Genomic DNA, 16,954 nt, shown 5'->3' with positions numbered 1-16,954 from the left:
TGATGTTTTATGGTTTTATCCTCGTGCAATTCGGTGCGATTGACATGTTTGTGAAAGGGCTTGCTCCAGGTACGCACTTACCATTTGGAGCGTTTTATTCAGGTTTTACATTTTTTCAAGAGCTTGTAACAGTAATGATTCTTATTGCTGTCGTATGGGCGTTTTACCGGAGGTATGTGGAGAAGCTCGTTCGACTAAAGCGTGGCTTTAAAGCGGGTCTTGTACTTGTTTTTATAGGAACGCTGATGCTGTCTGTATTAATTGGAAATGGCATGGCGCAAATCTGGTACAATACAGGCACGACATGGACAGAACCAATTGCCAGTTTAATAGCTCGTGCTTTTAGCTGGCTAAGCCCGGAAACGGCGATGATTTTATTTTTTATAGCTTGGTGGATTCATACAATTACGATTCTCGTATTTTTAATATATGTACCGCAATCAAAGCATGCGCATTTAATTGCAGCACCGATCAATGTGTTTATTAGCAAACGTATACCCGGAAAGCTAAAAACAATTGACTTTGAATTAGATGAAGATGCAGAGGAAGATGAAATATCCTTCGGAGTTGGGAAAGTAGAAGACTTTGATCAAGAACAAATGCTAGACTTCTATGCTTGTGTAGAATGTGGGCGTTGTACCGATGTTTGTCCAGCATCAGGAACAGGTAAAATGCTGTCTCCAATGGACATTATGATCAAGCTGCGCAATCATTTGAACGAAAAAGGAGCAGCTATTACCGGGAAATCTCCATGGGTACCAGCTTATGCGTTTACCTATAAAAGTGCGAATCAATTGGCAAAAGCAGGGAATAAAGAAGCATCGGCAACGATGGAAGCGATAAGCATGATTGGCGATGTGATAACAGAGGAGGAGCTGTCCGGCTGCACAACTTGTCGTAATTGTGAAGAAGCTTGTCCTGTGATGAATGAGCACGTTGGACACATTATAGATATGCGCCGCTATCTTGTGATGACGGAAGGGAAAATCGATCCCGAAGCACAGCGAGCAGTTATGAATATAGAAAGGCAAGGGAATCCTTGGGGCTTATCGAAAAAAGACCGAATAAAATGGAGAGAGCTCGATGAAACGGTTACGATTCCTACAATTAAAGAATTGAAAAAGGTCGATAAAAGCTTTGAATACTTATTTTGGGTTAGTTCCATGGGTGCGTATGATAGTCGCAGTCAGAAGATAGCGATTGCTTTTGCCAAACTAATGAATGAAGCTGGTATTGAATTTGCGATTTTAGGCAATCGAGAAGCAAATTCCGGTGACACGGCAAGACGAATTGGAAATGAGTTTTTATTTCAAGAAATTGCCGAGAAGAACATTAAAGCATTTGAGAAAAACGATGTAAGAAAAATCGTTACAATTGATCCTCATGCATATAATATTTTTAAAAATGAATATCCTGATTTTGGTTTTACTGCTGAAGTATATCATCATACACAACTGTTATATGATCTCGTAATGGAAGGCCGGCTGAAGCCGAAGCAAGCCATCGATGAACGTTTGACGTACCATGATTCCTGTTATTTAGGCAGATATAATGGTGTTTATGATCCACCACGTGAAATTTTACGTTCAATTCCAGGACTCGACCTCGTAGAAATGAGCCGAACACGAGAGAATGGTATGTGCTGTGGTGCGGGCGGTGGGTTGATGTGGACGGAAGAAACGACTGGAAACCGAATAAACGTAGCCCGAACAGAGCAGGCGCTCGCTGTTGAACCGACAATGATCTCCAGTGCGTGTCCATTTTGCCTAACAATGCTAAGCGACGGTACGAAAGCGAAGGAAGTAGAAGAAGATATAAGTACGATGGATGTTGCAGAAATTTTAGCCTTATCCGTATTTCCACAGAACAAAACAGAAACAGCTTAGGTTACTTAACTAACTAACTAGAATGCCATATTTCGTAATTTATCGCTATTAAGATTGGAGGCAATTGCCTCCGTTTCATCTAATGATTATCGAACGAATGATCAATCAGTTCGATCGAGTACATTATAAATAGTTTTAAAGATTAAACTAGTAGGAGGATGTTAGGATGAGAAAAGCTGTAATTGTTTCGGGAGCCCGAACGCCGTTTGGGAGATTCGGTGGAGCGTTAAAAGATTTAACTGCATCGCAATTAGGTGGAATTGCTATTCGGGGGGCGCTTGATCGGGCTGAGCTCGATGATCGTCAAATTGATGAAGTTATTATGGGTACGGTATTGCAAGGCGGTCAAGGGCAGATACCATCTCGACAGGCTGCACGAGAAGCAGGGATTTCATGGAATGTAAAAACAGAAACAATAAACAAAGTGTGTGCTTCGGGCTTGCGCAGTGTTACTTTAGCTGATCAGCTTATCCGACTAGGAGACGAAGATACTATTATTGCAGGTGGGATGGAAAGCATGAGCAATGCCCCTTATTTCTTGCCAGACGCACGCTGGGGCAATCGCATGGGCGATAAAACGGTGAAGGACTTAATGATTCATGATGGGTTAACATGTTCATTTACAGGCGTTCATATGGGGACATATGGAAATAGTACGGCAGAGGAATACAATTTAACTAGAAAAGCACAAGACGAATGGTCATATCGCAGCCACCAACGAGCAGTAAGTGCGATTGAAAGTGGCAAATTTGCTGAAGAAATCGTTGCAGTAGAAGTACCACAACGGAAAGGGGCGGCGATCGTGGTAGATACAGATGAGGCACCCCGAAAAGATACGAGTATGGAAAAGCTAGCAAAGCTGCGACCGGCATTTGGTGCAGCAGGTACAATTACTGCTGGAAATGCTCCGGGAGTAAATGATGGTGCCTGTGCATTTGTCGTTATGTCTGATGAGAAAGCTCGCGAACTGAATAAACAGCCATTGGCTACAATTATTGGGCATGCAGAAGTAGCTGTTGAAGGCGAAGACTTTCCACAAACTCCTGGTCTCGTTATTAATAAATTGTTGGATCGTACAGCTAAAACGAAGGAAGAAATTGATTTATATGAAATTAATGAAGCATTTGCTGCGGTTTCTCTCGTTAGTAAAGAAATTGCTGGAATTGATCCGGGGAAAATAAACGTGAATGGTGGGGCGGTTGCACTTGGACATCCGATTGGGGCAAGTGGCTCTCGCATCATTTTAACACTTATCCACGAATTAAAACGTCGAGGCGGCGGAATAGGAGTTGCTGCAATATGCAGCGGTGGTGGCCAAGGCGATGCAATAATGATTGAAGTTCATTAATAAAGCAACACTTCTAACCGTCCAGTCATCTAACTAATGTAACAATAGTAGAATGATGGTCGCTCAATTTAGACCATGGTTTCTAGCATATAAAATTGACTGAACGTTCAATTGTTTTAAGAGTCAGATGTAGAAAGATGCTCGTTTTGGGTATTCGAGAAATAATGGATAATGGGAAGCTTTCTACCATTTCCGCTCGTGTTGGAGAAACTCCCTAATTTTCCATACAAAAATCCGAAATTTTTTATTTATTAATCATTTATTTATAATTCGCATACTCGCAAAAAATTAGGAGGGGTTTTATGACAGTTATAAAAAATGTATTTGTCGTAGGTGCTGGGCAGATGGGGACAGGGATTGCTCAAGTATTTGCTCAATCAGATATTCGTGTCCTCTTGTATGATCAAAACGAAGAAGCATTAACAAAAGCATTGCATTCGATGGAACGCATTCTCGATAGATCCGTCGAGAAAGAACGTATTTCAGAGCAAGATAAGCAAGCAACGATCAACAACGTGACGATTACGAATACGATAAAGGATGTCGCCTCTTGTGATTTAGCAGTTGAAGCGGCTGTTGAAAATTTGGAAGTGAAAAAGGCTATTTTTAAAGAGCTTTCTACCTATGCACCGAGCCATGCAATATTAGCTACAAACACATCGTCGTTATCGATAACAGAAATAGCGGCCGTCACAAAGCATCCAGAACAATTTATTGGGATGCATTTTATGAATCCTGTACCAGTTATGAAGCTTGTAGAAATTATTCGTGGCTTGCAGACAAGTGATACGACACATCAAGCGATTGAAGCTATTACAAAGAAAATAAATAAAACAGCTGTTGAATCGAAGGACTACCCAGGTTTTGTCGCTAATCGAATATTAATGCCTATGATAAACGAGGCGATTTACACTGTTTATGAAGGCGTCGCAACAGTTGAAGATATAGATACAGTGATGAAGCTAGGTGCGAATCATCCGATGGGGCCTCTAACGCTTGCCGATTTTATCGGACTGGATACGTGTCTATACATTATGGAAGTTTTATATGACGGATTTGGTGATAGCAAATACCGTCCTTGCCCACTACTTAGGCAGTATGTAAAGGCTGGCTGGCTAGGGAAAAAATCTGGCCGAGGCTTTTACGACTATAACGAAATAAGATAACATATGAATGCGCTCGTATGAGCAAGCAGCTAACATTAGTAGCGATCGATTTTATTGTTTGAACCTATAACTTAGAAAAGGTAGCATCCAACCTATTCTTTTGTCATGATATCGAGTACGTATCAATTAATGAAAAGAGGGCATCCGCATGGATCTGTTATTTACGACTGAACAACGATTGATGCAAGACACAGTTCAAGCCTTTGCTAAAAAGGAGGTCGCGAAAGAAGTTAAGCGGATGGAGCGTGAACAACGCTTTCCAAAGGAGCTTATAAGTCAGATGGGCACGCTTGGATTGATGGGTATTCCAATCCCTGAAGAATTCGGAGGAAGTGGGATGGATTACACATCGTATATTATAGCAATTCATGAGCTTTCAAAAGTAAGTGCAGCAGTAGGTGTCATTTTATCCGTGCATACGTCGGTTGGAACGAATCCGATTCTTCTGTATGGAAATGAAGAACAAAAGAAGTATTACTTGCCAAAATTAGCTTCTGGTCAATATTTAGGTGCATTCGCGTTAACAGAGCCTGGTGCCGGTTCCGATGCAGCAAGCTTGAAGATGCGGGCAGCAAAGAAAGGCAACGGCTACATCTTGAATGGTTCGAAGGCATTTATTACAAATGGGAAAGAAGCAGATACCTTCATCGTTTTTGCCCGCACAGGGGATGAAGTAGGTGCGAAAGGCATTAGTGCATTCATTGTTGAAAAAACGATTCCCGGATTATCAGTCGGTAAAGAAGAAAAGAAGATGGGTCTTCACGGCTCAAGTACAGTAGAAATTTCATTTGATTCGTGTTATGTGTCCAAAAGTCAGCTGTTAGGTACAGAAGGAGAAGGCTTCCAAGTCGCAATGGCTAATTTAAATGTCGGTCGGATCGGCATCGCAGCTCAAGCGGTAGGGATCGCTGAAGGAGCACTCGCACATGCACGAACGTACGCAATGGAACGTGAGCAATTCGGAGTTGCAATAGCTAAACAGCAAGCAATATCCTTCAAGTTAGCAAACATGGCTACAAAAGTAGAGGCAGCAAAGCTACTGACTTATCGAGCGGCAGCTCTAATTGAGCGAGGAATACCGTGTAGAAAGGAAGTGTCGATGGCAAAGCTGTACGCCTCAAAGGCAGCAATGGAAACGGCAATTGAAGCAGTACAAATTTTTGGAGGGTACGGATATACAGAGGATTATCCGGTAGAACGTTATTTTAGAGATGCAAAAGTTACTGAAATCTATGAAGGGACAAATGAAATACAACATATCGTTATCGCTAAGCATTTATAAAAAAATGACCTTTTATACTACGTAATGTTAATCATAACGCTTTTCATATAGAAAGGAAGAGGTGTCCATGGATTTCCAATTAACCGAGGAGCATAAGATGCTTCGAAAAATGGTACGTGACTTTTCGACAAAAGAAGTCGAGCCTACCGCAGCAGCTCGCGATGAAGAAGAACGTTTTGATAGAGGGATTTTTGATCAACTAGCTGCACTTGGCTTAACTGGAATACCTTGGCCTGAGGAGTATGATGGAATTGCATCGGATTATTTAAACTACGTAATTGCAGTAGAAGAGCTATCTCGCGTATGTGCATCTACGGGCGTTACATTATCCGCACATACCTCGCTTGCTAGCTGGCCAATTTACAAATATGGGACAGAAGAGCAGAAAAGGAAGTTTTTAACACGGTTAGCATCTGGAGAAGCATTAGGCGCATATGCGCTATCGGAATCAGGTGCAGGAAGCGATGTAGCTTCGATGTGCATGACAGCAACAAAAGTAGACGACGATTATATTTTAAATGGGAATAAAACGTGGATTACAAACGGTGGCGTTGCAGATTTATATATCGTATTTGCAAAAACAAATCCAGATGCTGGACATAAAGGTATTTCTGCTTTTATTGTTGAAAAAGAGACAGAAGGCTTTACAGTTGGCAAGCAGGAAAAAAAATTAGGCATCCGCTCCTCGCCAACGACGGAATTACAACTTGAACAATGTCGAATCCCGAAAGAAAATCGCTTAGGTGAGGAAGGGCAAGGTTTTGAGATTGCAATGAGAACGTTAGATGGAGGAAGAACAGGAATAGCGGCACAAGCAGTAGGAATTGCGCAAGGAGCCTTAGATGCAGCAATCGACTATGCAAAAACCCGCGAGCAATTTGGCAAACCAATTATTGAAAATCAAGCCATTGCTTTTAAATTAGCAGATATGGCAACAGAAATAGAGGCCTCTCGCTTATTAACATATAAGGCAGCCTGGCTAGAGTCAACAAATAGAAGCTATGGGAAAGCGTCTTCGATGGCAAAGCTGTTTGCAGGAGATGCAGCCATGCGAATTACTGTCGAAGCGGTCCAAGTATTTGGCGGCTATGGATATACAAAGGATTATCCAGTAGAACGATATATGCGTGATGCGAAAATTACACAAATCTATGAAGGAACAAATGAAATTCAAAGACTCGTCATCGGTCGAATGCTGACGAAAGAACGCTAAAAGCAAAGATTAGTTTATATAATAAAGGAGAAAGAAAACACCATGCATATTAGCAGAACAGCACATGAGGATGCTTCATATAGAAACGAACAGTTTGCACGAATGCTCCAAGCTTTAAACCGTACAGGAACGTTTTTTAATAAAGAAGGGAGCTGGAATGAAAATGGATCAAAATAAAATTATGTCCAATATAAGAAATAAAGAGCTTGTAGAAAAGCGCAGAAACCAAATGATAAAGGGAGCAATTACACTTTTTAAACAAAAGGGTTTTCATCGAACGACGACACGAGAAATTGCTAAAGAAGCAGGATTTAGTATTGGTACGTTATATGAATATATTCGTTCAAAGGAAGATATTTTATTTTTAGTATGCGATTCTATTTACGATCAAGTTACCGAGCGAATGGAAAAGACAATTGATTTTAAAAAGCCCTCTTTAAAAAGTCTTGCTACAGTCATTGAGCTTTATTTTAAATTAATGGATGAAATCCAAGATGAAGTAATTATTATGTATCAGGAAGTTAAATCTCTAAAAGAAGAAGATCAAAAATATATATTAGATAAAGAGCGCGATATGGTCAGTATGTTGAAATGGGTAATTGTAACATGTGTGCCCCATGAAGTACGAGCAGCAGATGCTGAGCTTTTGGCAAACAATATATTCGTTCAAGGGCAAATGTGGGCTTTTAGAAGATGGGCACTGCAGCACCAGTTTACGATCGACCAATATATAGCAAAGCAGACGGCATTTTTCATGCAAACATTGGCAGAGGATACCGAAAAATCTATAACTAATAATTCTGAGTTGAACTAAACGAAGGTTTTTATTGATGAGGCACCGACTTACTTTCGCAGCTCGAATTTGGTCAAACCCACGTTCTTTCTCGATTTTTAAAATATAGTAGGTTTTAATCGACTTTTTTTCGATTTTCTTATAGCATATTAAGGTGATATTTGCTTATAATGTATGGGATGGTTTATACTACAAAAAATTATGCAACATATGAAAATTTAATAATACGAGAAAAGGGAGTGCTTGACCGTGAGCTTAGATAATTATAGCCACGCGGATGTAAAAGAAATGTCCATGATTGAGCTGGCTAATTTAATATTAATGGATGCGAAGGAAGCAATGAATTTTAATGATTTATTCTCTAAAATATCCGACTTAAAAGCATTTACAGAGTCAGCAAAAAGCGATAATATCGCACGTTTCTATACAGATTTAAATGTAGATGGGCGCTTTATAACGTTAGGTTCAAATGTATGGGGGCTTAAAAGATGGTACCCAATTAATCAAGTAGGAGAAATAGCTGTTGCCGAGCCAAAAGCAAAGAAAAGGGCCGAAGTAAAAGACGATGACTTTGAATTAGAGGATATCGACTTTGAGCTTGACGACGATGATTTTGAAATTGATGAAGAACCATTTGATGAAGGATATAACGATGAGTATATGGAAGATGAGGAAGAAGCATAATCCGCAGCCAGTGAGTTATACTAGCATATCTCAAATATGTGTAGGCTAAATCACGCGGAAAGTATAACTTGACTTTTTTCATTTGTAGCCGTAATATACTTATTGGGCTCTATAAAAAAGATGAATCGTCATAGCGTTCCCCTGTAATAGGGGAGCGCTATTCATTTTTTTACACGCATAAATAAGTCCGAATAAAGACAAAAAAGTCACGATATTCCTCTCACTCGCTTCAGTTAATAGTTTGTGATAGCTTTTAGATGTAGCACATCTATACGTGCGAGGATTAGAAGGATAGGGGAAAAGTGGTTTAATATTTTTGTAAGGATAAATTTGTTTTTATTAGATTCTCCTGTATATACTAAAGGGTATATTAAAAATGCCTATAATATTGAAATAATGAAAAGAGAGGGATAAAAAAGTGACCAAATATATTTTTGTAACAGGTGGAGTTGTGTCGTCGCTAGGAAAAGGAATAACCGCTGCTTCGTTAGGTCGTTTATTAAAAAATCGAGGCTTAAAGGTAACGTTGCAAAAGTTCGACCCTTATATTAATGTTGACCCTGGATCTATGAGTCCTTATCAGCATGGGGAAGTATTTGTAACGGAGGATGGCGCAGAAACAGACTTAGATTTGGGACACTATGAGCGCTTTATAGATATTAACTTAAATAAGTATAGTAATATTACGACCGGTAAAGTTTACTCAAGCGTTTTGAAAAAGGAGAGAGGCGGAGCTTACAAAGGTGCTACGGTTCAAGTAATTCCGCATATTACAAATGAAATTAAAGACCAAGTGTATCGTGCAGGTGAAGCAACAAATGCCGATGTTGTAATTACTGAAATTGGTGGAACGGTTGGAGATATTGAATCACTGCCATTTTTAGAAACTATCCGTCAAATTAAAAGCGATGTAGGTAGAGATCATGTAATGTATATACATTGTACACTTGTACCTTATATTCAGGCTGCTGGCGAAATTAAAACAAAACCAACACAGCATAGTGTAAAAGAATTGCGTTCTCTCGGTATTCAACCAGATGCAATTGTATTACGTACCGAACATGCAATTAGCGAGGATATGAAAGAAAAAATATCTTTGTTCTGTGATATTAATAAAAAAGCAGTCATTGAAATGCGTGATGTAGATACACTGTATCATGTTCCGCTTGCAATGCAGGAGCAAAACTTCGATCAACTCGTTTGTGATCACCTTCATTTATCGTGTAATGAAGCAGATATGGTAGAATGGAAAGCATTGGTCAAGAAAGTAAAAGAATTAAAGCAAGTAACACAAATTGGTCTTGTTGGAAAATATGTTGAACTACCGGATGCTTATTTATCCGTTGTTGAATCGTTGAAGCACGCTGGCTTTACGTATGATACCGATGTGCGTATAAAGTGGATCAATTCTGAAGCATTAGTACCTGAAACGCTTGAAAAAGAATTAGCAGATGTAGATGGTATTATCGTTCCAGGTGGCTTTGGGAAACGTGGGATTGATGGGAAAATCGAGGCAATTCGGTATGCTAGAGAGAACAAAGTCCCGTTTTTAGGTATTTGTTTAGGTATGCAGCTAGCGGCAGTTGAATTTGCACGTAACGTTGTTGGATTAAATAATGCGCATACGTTTGAAATTAACCCAGAAACGCCACATCCAATTATAGCTAATAATGGTGCAGTAAAAGATTTGCCAGATTTAAGGCTAGGGTCTTACCCTTGTAAGCTGATAGATAATACTAAAATTAAAAATGCTTATAACGATGCAAACACAATAGAAGAACGCCATCGTCATCGCTATGAATTTAATATGGAGTATAAAAAAGCGTTAGAAGAGAAAGGTCTCGTTTTCTCTGCCCAGAGTCTAGATGGAAATTCTGTTAAGGCGCTCGAGCTAAGCGACCATCCTTGGTTTGTGGCCTGTCAATACCATCCGGAATTCAAATCGAGACCTACACGACCTCATCCTTTGTTTGAAGGATTTATTGGAGCAACTGCTCAAAAAGACAAATAAAAGACTATAATAAAAGCCTATTATAAGTAGTACTAATTTATAAGCATCATAACATATATTACCTAAACAGAGAGCACCATCCTCTGTTTAGGTTTTTTGACATAAGCATGTCTATTGTAGTATCTTTAACATAATAGATGAACTTTTTTACAGCTATTTCTGAAACAAATTTTCGTATAGCATTTTTGCTAAGAGTAAACAAATTCTTGAATAGACGTTTTTCATATATCTCTTTTTGCCAATTTTCAAAACATCGATGTTTAAGGTCATTTAAATTTGGGTATTTCCTACTAATAGGGGTGGTAGAAATGAATATGAAAAGCAAGCTACTAGTTGTCGATGATCAGCCAGGAATCCGGCTACTTTTGTCTGATATTTTAGAAAATGAAGGATATACAATCGATTTAGCGCGGACAGGAAAAGAGGCAATCGTTAAGGTAGAACAGAATGCGTATAATTTAATTATCCTTGACTACAAGCTTCCTATTATTGACGGGAAACAAGTTATTGTTCAATTGGAAGCAATGAACATAGGGATACCGGTTATATTAATGAGTGGTTTAATTGAAAATGTAGATAAAAATACGAAAGAATCACAATTAGTAAAAGCAATCGTTGCGAAACCATTTAACATACAAGATATTTGCAAAACTGTAAGTAATATCCTACGAAAAAACGCTAACGCTGTCTAAATATCTCGAACTCGTACTATTTTTTGATACATACAATGTATATTGTTGCGTATGCAGAATCTAGTTGGTATTCTTATAGTATAGATTCATACTACATAGTGATGAAAGGCATCGTTGTTCATTAGAGTCAAAATACGAGCGCCCTTCGTTATCGATCGTAACGGCTGGATTTTAAGCGCAAGCGTATATGTTATCTATCCGTAATTATAATTTATAATTTTGTGCTAGAATGCAGTATAGGGAAGATCAATTGTACCATTCAAACACCGTTGCATTGACAAAGAACAAATAGAACGTAAAATATTGTTTCCAGTGAGGGCTTATTCCGCACTGGAACAAGCTGTTTTTAGTATAATGAAATTTGGAGTTAAAATAATTAATATAAAGGGGAATGAATAATCAGATGAAATTTTTTATTGATACAGCTAATATTGAAGAGATTCGCTCGGCGAATGCATTAGGTATCCTCGGCGGAGTGACGACTAACCCAAGTTTAATCGCCAAAGAAGGTGTAGACTTCTACGAACGACTAAAAGAAATTACAGCTGAAGTAAAGGAGTCTGTAAGTGCAGAAGTAATCGCTGAAGATGCAGAGGGCATGATTGAGGAAGGAAAAGAATTGGCAGCCATTGCTCCGAACATTACTGTCAAAGTTCCAATGACATTAGAAGGCTTAAAAGCTGTTAAAGCGTTTAGCGATCTAAATATTAAAACAAATGTAACGTTAATTTTTAATGCGAACCAAGCTTTGCTTGCTGCTCGCGCAGGTGCGACATATGTGTCACCATTTTTAGGTCGTCTCGATGATATCGGTCAGGATGGCATGGAATTAGTAGCGACGATTGCAGACATTTTTAACAAACATGGGATTAAATCGGAAATTATAGCAGCTTCGATTAGACACCCATTACATGTAATTGATGCCGCATTAAACGGGGCACACATTGCCACAATTCCGTATAGTGTACTTTCCCAATTAGTGAAACACCCATTAACCGATCAAGGAATAGAAAAGTTTCTTGCCGATTGGAACAAACAACAATAATTGTATGAAATTGGAAAAACGGCATAAACTAAGCATCGCAGAGCTTTAGTTTTTAATTTATAGAACGTTTGTGCAAACTATTTCATATACATGCTTTCAAAACATAGGTTTTTAACTTTTTTGATACATGTACAAAGCGAGGTTATTACATGCAAAAGATACTGGTGGAAGGTGGCCGTACTTTAAATGGTAAAGTACGTATCAATGGCGCAAAAAATAGTGCTGTAGCTCTTATACCCGCAGCTATCTTAGCTGACTCTTCCGTAACAATTGAAGGCTTGCCAAACATATCCGATGTGGATACACTCGGCGGTCTTCTCGAAGAAATTGGCGCAAAGGTTTCTTGGGGAGAAGAAGAGCCTCCATTTGGAAATACGATGACTATTGATCCTGCTTCCATGGTTTCGATGCCACTTCCGAATGGGAGAGTGAAAAAGCTTCGGGCATCTTATTACTTCATGGGCGCAATGTTAGGAAAGTTTAACCAAGCTGTCATCGGACTACCCGGTGGATGTTATTTAGGGCCACGTCCAATTGACCAGCATATTAAAGGGTTTGAAGCGCTTGGTGCAGAGGTTACGAATGAGCAAGGCGCCATTTATTTACGAGCAAAAGAGCTTCGCGGTGCACGCATTTATCTCGATGTCGTCAGTGTAGGGGCGACGATTAATATTATGCTCGCTGCTGTAAAGGCGAAAGGTAAAACGATCATTGAAAATGCTGCCAAAGAGCCAGAAATCATTGATGTAGCAACATTGCTTACGAATATGGGGGCGAAAATAAAAGGAGTCGGCACAGACGTTATCCGTATTGAAGGTGTATCCGCTTTGCATGGATGCAGGCATACAATTATACCAGACCGCATCGAAGCGGGTACGTATGCGATCGCTGCAGCCGCTCAAGGAAATGAAGTAATTATTGACAACGTAATCCCACAGCATTTAGAGTCTTTACTCGCTAAACTGCGTGAAATGGGTGTCACCATTGACGTAAGCGACGAACAATTGCATATTGTATCAAAAAAGCAATTAAAGTGTGTCGATATTAAAACGCTCGTATATCCAGGATTTCCGACCGACTTACAGCAGCCTTTTACGACATTATTAACAAAGGCGGAAGGCACAGGTGTAATAACAGACACGATTTATTCCGCTCGCTTAAAGCATATTGATGAACTGAGACGTATGGGAGCAAAAATTAAAGTGCAAGGCGGATCGGCAATAATTACCGGTCCGATCAAACTCGAGGGTGCACGTGTTAAAGCTTCCGATTTACGTGCTGGTGCAGCACTTATTATTGCTGGCCTAATGGCTGAAGGGATTACGGAAATTACTGGCGTAGAACATATTGAACGCGGTTATGAGAAAATTACCGAAAAATTAGTTCAGCTCGGTGCAAATGTATGGCGAGAAGAAATGACAGAGCAGGAAATTGAGCAAATTCAAAATGCGTAACAGTAACGAATAAAGCGGCAAAGACAACAAGAAACGAACGTATTTTCTAAGGGGAGTGGACATAGAATGGAAAGAAGCTTAACGATGGAATTGGTACGCGTAACAGAAGCGGCAGCATTATCCTCCGCACGATGGATGGGGCGAGGAAAAAAAGAAGAAGCAGACGATGCTGCGACATCCGCGATGCGTACCGTGTTTGATACGATCCCGATGCAAGGAACAGTAGTAATCGGCGAGGGCGAAATGGACGAAGCGCCTATGCTCTATATTGGTGAGAAGCTAGGTACAGGCTCAGGACCGGTTGTCGATGTAGCGGTTGACCCTTTAGAAGGTACGGACATTGTAGCACAAGGAACGTGGAATGCATTAGCAGTCATTGCGATAGCAGATGGAAATAACTTATTGCATGCGCCAGATATGTACATGAAAAAAATTGCTGTTGGTCCTGAAGCGGTTGGAAAAGTGGATATAAATGCTTCGACCTATGACAATTTAAAGGCAGTTGCAGCAGCAAAGAATAAAGAAATTGCAGATGTCGTTGCTGTTGTATTGGATCGTCCACGTCATAAAGAATTGATTGAAGAAATTCGTGAAGCAGGAGCAAGAATTAAGTTGATTCCTGACGGTGATGTAGCAGGTGCGATGAACACAGCATTTGATGAGACAGGCGTGGATGTGCTATTCGGAATTGGTGGTGCTCCAGAAGGGGTGCTTGCGGCGGTTGCTTTAAAATGTCTTGGCGGAGAGATTCAAGGAAAGCTAGCCCCATCCAATGAGGCGGAAATTGAACGTTGTAAAAAAATGGGAATTACTAATATGGACAAAGTATTTTATATGGATGACTTCTGTGCTGGTGACGATGCGATATTTGCCGCAACAGGTGTTACAGACGGAGAATTGCTAAAAGGTGTTCAATTTAAAGGGTCAACAGCGACAACGCAAACCATCGTTATGCGTGCACGCAGTGGAACAATCCGCTTTATTGACGGGGAACACAGCTTAAACAAGAAGCCAAATCTTGTAATGGATCCACCTAGAAAGTAATACATGGACGTTTATTTAAAAAGAAGAGCCATTTCGAATATGGCTCTCTCTTAATTAAAACACATTAAGCAAATGTAACCGCCTGCCCCCCTCTGTATAGATGACGTATTTTCTTTTTTACACTGAAGCAGTAAATATGTTGAATATATGTAATTATACAAGTAAAATGATAGATGTTTAATTGGAACCGTTGTTGGCTAAAATATATTTAATTAAAAACTTCAAATCTAGCTTCCGACAAACCTTCAGCTATAATGCTTAACTTCTAACGATAAAAACGCTTGCCTGAATTTTCATTTGTTTACCAATTATACAGTCTTTATAAAGTAAGCGTAAAAATCTATTAATTTGCGACTGCATCTTTGGATTACACATGATAAGAAAATAATGATTGCTAGAAAAATTTTATGAATCGAAAAAATGAATGGACGTGGTGATTGAGTGGCTTCATTAACAATTTCTCATTTAGAAACATTAACGCTAAAAGAAATATACACGCTTGCACGTGAATATAAAGTATCGTATTATGCAAAACTAACAAAGCGCGAATTAATATTTGCTATTTTAAAAGCACAAGCAGAAAAAGATGGCTATTTGTTTATGGATGGTGTTTTAGAAATTATTCCATCTGAAGGCTTTGGATTTTTGCGGCCAATTAACTATTCTCCAAGTGCAGAGGATATATATATATCCGCTTCACAAATTCGTAGGTTCGATTTGCGTAATGGGGATAAAGTTTCTGGGAAAGTTCGTCCTCCAAAAGAAAACGAGCGGTACTATGGATTACTACACGTTGATGCCGTAAATGATGAGGATCCCGAAACTGCAAAAGAACGGGTACATTTTCCAGCATTGACTGCGCTTTACCCGGATCGATTTATGGGCTTGGAACTCGAGCATAAAAAGCTATCGACACGAATTATGGATTTAATGACACCTGTAGGCTACGGGCAGCGTGGACTTATTGTTGCCCCTCCTAAGGCTGGAAAAACAATGCTTATTAAAGAAATTGCTAACAGCATATCGGAAAATCACCCAGAGGCTAAGCTAATTATTTTATTAGTAGATGAACGCCCCGAAGAAGTAACAGATATTGAGCGATCCGTACATCCGAATGTCGATGTTGTAAGCTCGACATTTGATGAAGTGCCTGAGAGTCATATTAAAGTTTCTGAGCTTGTGCTGGAAAGGGCAATGCGGCTCGTTGAGCATAAGCATGACGTTATCGTGCTTATGGATAGTATTACACGACTTGCACGTGCATATAACCTTGTCATCCCACCAAGTGGACGTACACTATCTGGAGGGATTGATCCGGCAGCCTTTCATCGTCCAAAGCGATTTTTTGGTGCCGCACGAAATATTGAGGAAGGCGGCAGCTTTACCATTTTAGCAACTGCTCTTGTTGATACAGGCTCTCGAATGGACGATGTCATTTATGAAGAATTTAAAGGGACTGGTAATATGGAGTTGCATCTCGATCGTAGTTTAGCCGAGCGCAGAATATTCCCAGCCATTGATATTTTACGTTCTGGAACACGAAAGGAAGAATTGCTCGTACCGAAGGATCACCTCGATAAGATGTGGGCGATTCGAAAAACGATGCAAGATTCGCATGATTTCACGGAACGCTTCCTTAGACGCTTACGTACGACGAAAAATAATGCAGAATTTTTTCAGCAAATGGACGATGAAATGAAACGCCGCGGGACAAAGCGATAAACAGTAGTGCCTTTTTCAAATCCGAAGAAGTAAGGAAGCGAGGCTACGGGAAAGGTTATAAAAGCATTGAATTGTTTTGGAGTAAGAGACAATGAAATGTTGTATAAATGGGTGTGAAAAAACACCTTTAAAAAGTTTGATTGGGGAGAACATCTCTATTGCAATCAATGAAATACACTGTTATAATCTTTTTATATGAGTTTTGATAGGTGATACATCTATGACTTATAACTCTGTTTCCAAGGGACTCAGGGCAAAAAGGAGTGGAAAGACATGAAAACAGGAATTCATCCAGAATATAGAAAAGTTATTTTTCTTGATACGAGCTCAAATTACAAGTTTCTAAGTGGTTCAACAAGAAGCTCAGATGAAACAATGGAATGGGAAGATGGAAACACGTACCCAGTCATTCGTATTGAGATCAGTTCGGATACACATCCATTCTATACTGGTAAGCAGAAAGCAGATCGAGTTGGCGGACGTGTAGACCGCTTTAAGAAAAAATATAATATGAATTAATTTTTTCTATAATTAGAATGATCATAGCCAATTGGCTAGTAAGGACAGGCAACTTGTTTGCCTGTTTTTTGGTTTTTAGAAACAAATATACAAAT

Annotated in this window: 15 protein-coding genes; all 15 read left to right on the top strand. The window is 39.5% G+C overall.

Going from position 1 to position 16,954, the window contains the following annotated elements; translation table 11 throughout:
- The first annotated feature begins 599 nt into the window (after positions 1-599).
- The 15 genes from ACLIBH_RS01480 (at position 600) to ACLIBH_RS01410 (ending at position 16,859) form a co-directional block, all read left to right on the top strand.
- On the top strand, positions 600-1,886 hold the full coding sequence (locus tag ACLIBH_RS01480; RefSeq protein WP_439315023.1) for a (Fe-S)-binding protein: 1,287 nt from the start codon (positions 600-602) through the stop codon (positions 1,884-1,886).
- A gap of 166 nt (positions 1,887-2,052) precedes the next feature.
- Entirely contained in the window at positions 2,053-3,234 is a 1,182-nt protein-coding gene (locus ACLIBH_RS01475; protein ID WP_439314900.1) for an acetyl-CoA C-acetyltransferase, read from the top strand.
- 302 nt (positions 3,235-3,536) lie between these two features.
- Positions 3,537-4,400 carry a 3-hydroxybutyryl-CoA dehydrogenase gene (locus tag ACLIBH_RS01470; RefSeq protein ID WP_439314899.1) on the top strand — a complete coding sequence of 288 codons (864 nt, stop codon included), beginning with the start codon at positions 3,537-3,539 and terminating at the stop codon, positions 4,398-4,400.
- A 148-nt stretch (positions 4,401-4,548) separates the two neighbouring features.
- On the top strand, positions 4,549-5,682 hold the full coding sequence (locus ACLIBH_RS01465; protein WP_439314898.1) for an acyl-CoA dehydrogenase: 1,134 nt from the start codon (positions 4,549-4,551) through the stop codon (positions 5,680-5,682).
- 67 nt (positions 5,683-5,749) lie between these two features.
- Positions 5,750-6,895 (top strand): acyl-CoA dehydrogenase, encoded by a 1,146-nt coding sequence (locus ACLIBH_RS01460; protein WP_439314897.1) that lies wholly within the window; start codon positions 5,750-5,752, stop codon positions 6,893-6,895.
- A 42-nt stretch (positions 6,896-6,937) separates the two neighbouring features.
- On the top strand, positions 6,938-7,072 hold the full coding sequence (locus ACLIBH_RS01455) for a hypothetical protein (RefSeq protein ID WP_439314896.1): 135 nt from the start codon (positions 6,938-6,940) through the stop codon (positions 7,070-7,072).
- Positions 7,059-7,709, top strand: coding sequence for a TetR/AcrR family transcriptional regulator (locus tag ACLIBH_RS01450; protein ID WP_439315022.1), 651 nt, complete (start codon positions 7,059-7,061; stop codon positions 7,707-7,709). The genes ACLIBH_RS01455 and ACLIBH_RS01450 overlap by 14 nt, the downstream gene beginning before the upstream one ends.
- A gap of 228 nt (positions 7,710-7,937) precedes the next feature.
- A complete protein-coding gene (gene rpoE, locus ACLIBH_RS01445) occupies positions 7,938-8,372 on the top strand; it encodes a DNA-directed RNA polymerase subunit delta (protein ID WP_439314895.1) in 435 nt (144 codons plus the stop codon).
- 418 nt (positions 8,373-8,790) lie between these two features.
- Positions 8,791-10,383, top strand: a complete 1,593-nt coding sequence (locus tag ACLIBH_RS01440) for a CTP synthase (protein ID WP_439314894.1) — start codon at positions 8,791-8,793, stop codon at positions 10,381-10,383.
- Positions 10,384-10,691: 308 nt separating this feature from the next.
- Positions 10,692-11,075, top strand: a complete 384-nt coding sequence (locus tag ACLIBH_RS01435) for a response regulator (RefSeq protein WP_439314893.1) — start codon at positions 10,692-10,694, stop codon at positions 11,073-11,075.
- A 403-nt stretch (positions 11,076-11,478) separates the two neighbouring features.
- Entirely contained in the window at positions 11,479-12,120 is a 642-nt protein-coding gene (gene fsa, locus ACLIBH_RS01430; RefSeq protein WP_439315021.1) for a fructose-6-phosphate aldolase, read from the top strand.
- A gap of 149 nt (positions 12,121-12,269) precedes the next feature.
- Positions 12,270-13,574, top strand: coding sequence for a UDP-N-acetylglucosamine 1-carboxyvinyltransferase (locus ACLIBH_RS01425; RefSeq protein WP_439314892.1), 1,305 nt, complete (start codon positions 12,270-12,272; stop codon positions 13,572-13,574).
- A gap of 66 nt (positions 13,575-13,640) precedes the next feature.
- Positions 13,641-14,618, top strand: coding sequence for a class II fructose-bisphosphatase (glpX, locus tag ACLIBH_RS01420; protein WP_439314891.1), 978 nt, complete (start codon positions 13,641-13,643; stop codon positions 14,616-14,618).
- Positions 14,619-15,059: 441 nt separating this feature from the next.
- Positions 15,060-16,340, top strand: coding sequence for a transcription termination factor Rho (gene rho / locus ACLIBH_RS01415; protein WP_439314890.1), 1,281 nt, complete (start codon positions 15,060-15,062; stop codon positions 16,338-16,340).
- Between the two features lie 273 nt (positions 16,341-16,613).
- A complete protein-coding gene (locus tag ACLIBH_RS01410; RefSeq protein ID WP_439314889.1) occupies positions 16,614-16,859 on the top strand; it encodes a type B 50S ribosomal protein L31 in 246 nt (81 codons plus the stop codon).
- Positions 16,860-16,954: the final 95 nt, after the last annotated feature.

It is taken from the genome of Virgibacillus sp. W0430, assembly GCF_051846935.1.
Taxonomy (GTDB): Bacteria; Bacillota; Bacilli; order Bacillales; family Amphibacillaceae; genus JBPYCR01.
This window is presented reverse-complemented; position numbering and strand designations above follow the sequence as displayed.

Bases quoted from the DNA above. Each gene is read 5' to 3' on its own strand.
- ACLIBH_RS01475 (WP_439314900.1), top strand. From the start codon at position 2,053: ATGAGAAAAGCTGTAATTGTTTCGGGAGCCCGAACGCCGTTTGGGAGA.
- fsa (WP_439315021.1), top strand. From the start codon at position 11,479: ATGAAATTTTTTATTGATACAGCTAATATTGAAGAGATTCGCTCGGCG.
- ACLIBH_RS01435 (WP_439314893.1), top strand. From the start codon at position 10,692: ATGAATATGAAAAGCAAGCTACTAGTTGTCGATGATCAGCCAGGAATC.
- ACLIBH_RS01465 (WP_439314898.1), top strand. From the start codon at position 4,549: ATGGATCTGTTATTTACGACTGAACAACGATTGATGCAAGACACAGTT.
- ACLIBH_RS01425 (WP_439314892.1), top strand. From the start codon at position 12,270: ATGCAAAAGATACTGGTGGAAGGTGGCCGTACTTTAAATGGTAAAGTA.
- glpX (WP_439314891.1), top strand. From the start codon at position 13,641: ATGGAAAGAAGCTTAACGATGGAATTGGTACGCGTAACAGAAGCGGCA.
- ACLIBH_RS01410 (WP_439314889.1), top strand. From the start codon at position 16,614: ATGAAAACAGGAATTCATCCAGAATATAGAAAAGTTATTTTTCTTGAT.
- ACLIBH_RS01480 (WP_439315023.1), top strand. From the start codon at position 600: ATGCTAGACTTCTATGCTTGTGTAGAATGTGGGCGTTGTACCGATGTT.
- ACLIBH_RS01450 (WP_439315022.1), top strand. From the start codon at position 7,059: ATGGATCAAAATAAAATTATGTCCAATATAAGAAATAAAGAGCTTGTA.
- ACLIBH_RS01460 (WP_439314897.1), top strand. From the start codon at position 5,750: ATGGATTTCCAATTAACCGAGGAGCATAAGATGCTTCGAAAAATGGTA.
- ACLIBH_RS01470 (WP_439314899.1), top strand. From the start codon at position 3,537: ATGACAGTTATAAAAAATGTATTTGTCGTAGGTGCTGGGCAGATGGGG.
- ACLIBH_RS01455 (WP_439314896.1), top strand. From the start codon at position 6,938: ATGCATATTAGCAGAACAGCACATGAGGATGCTTCATATAGAAACGAA.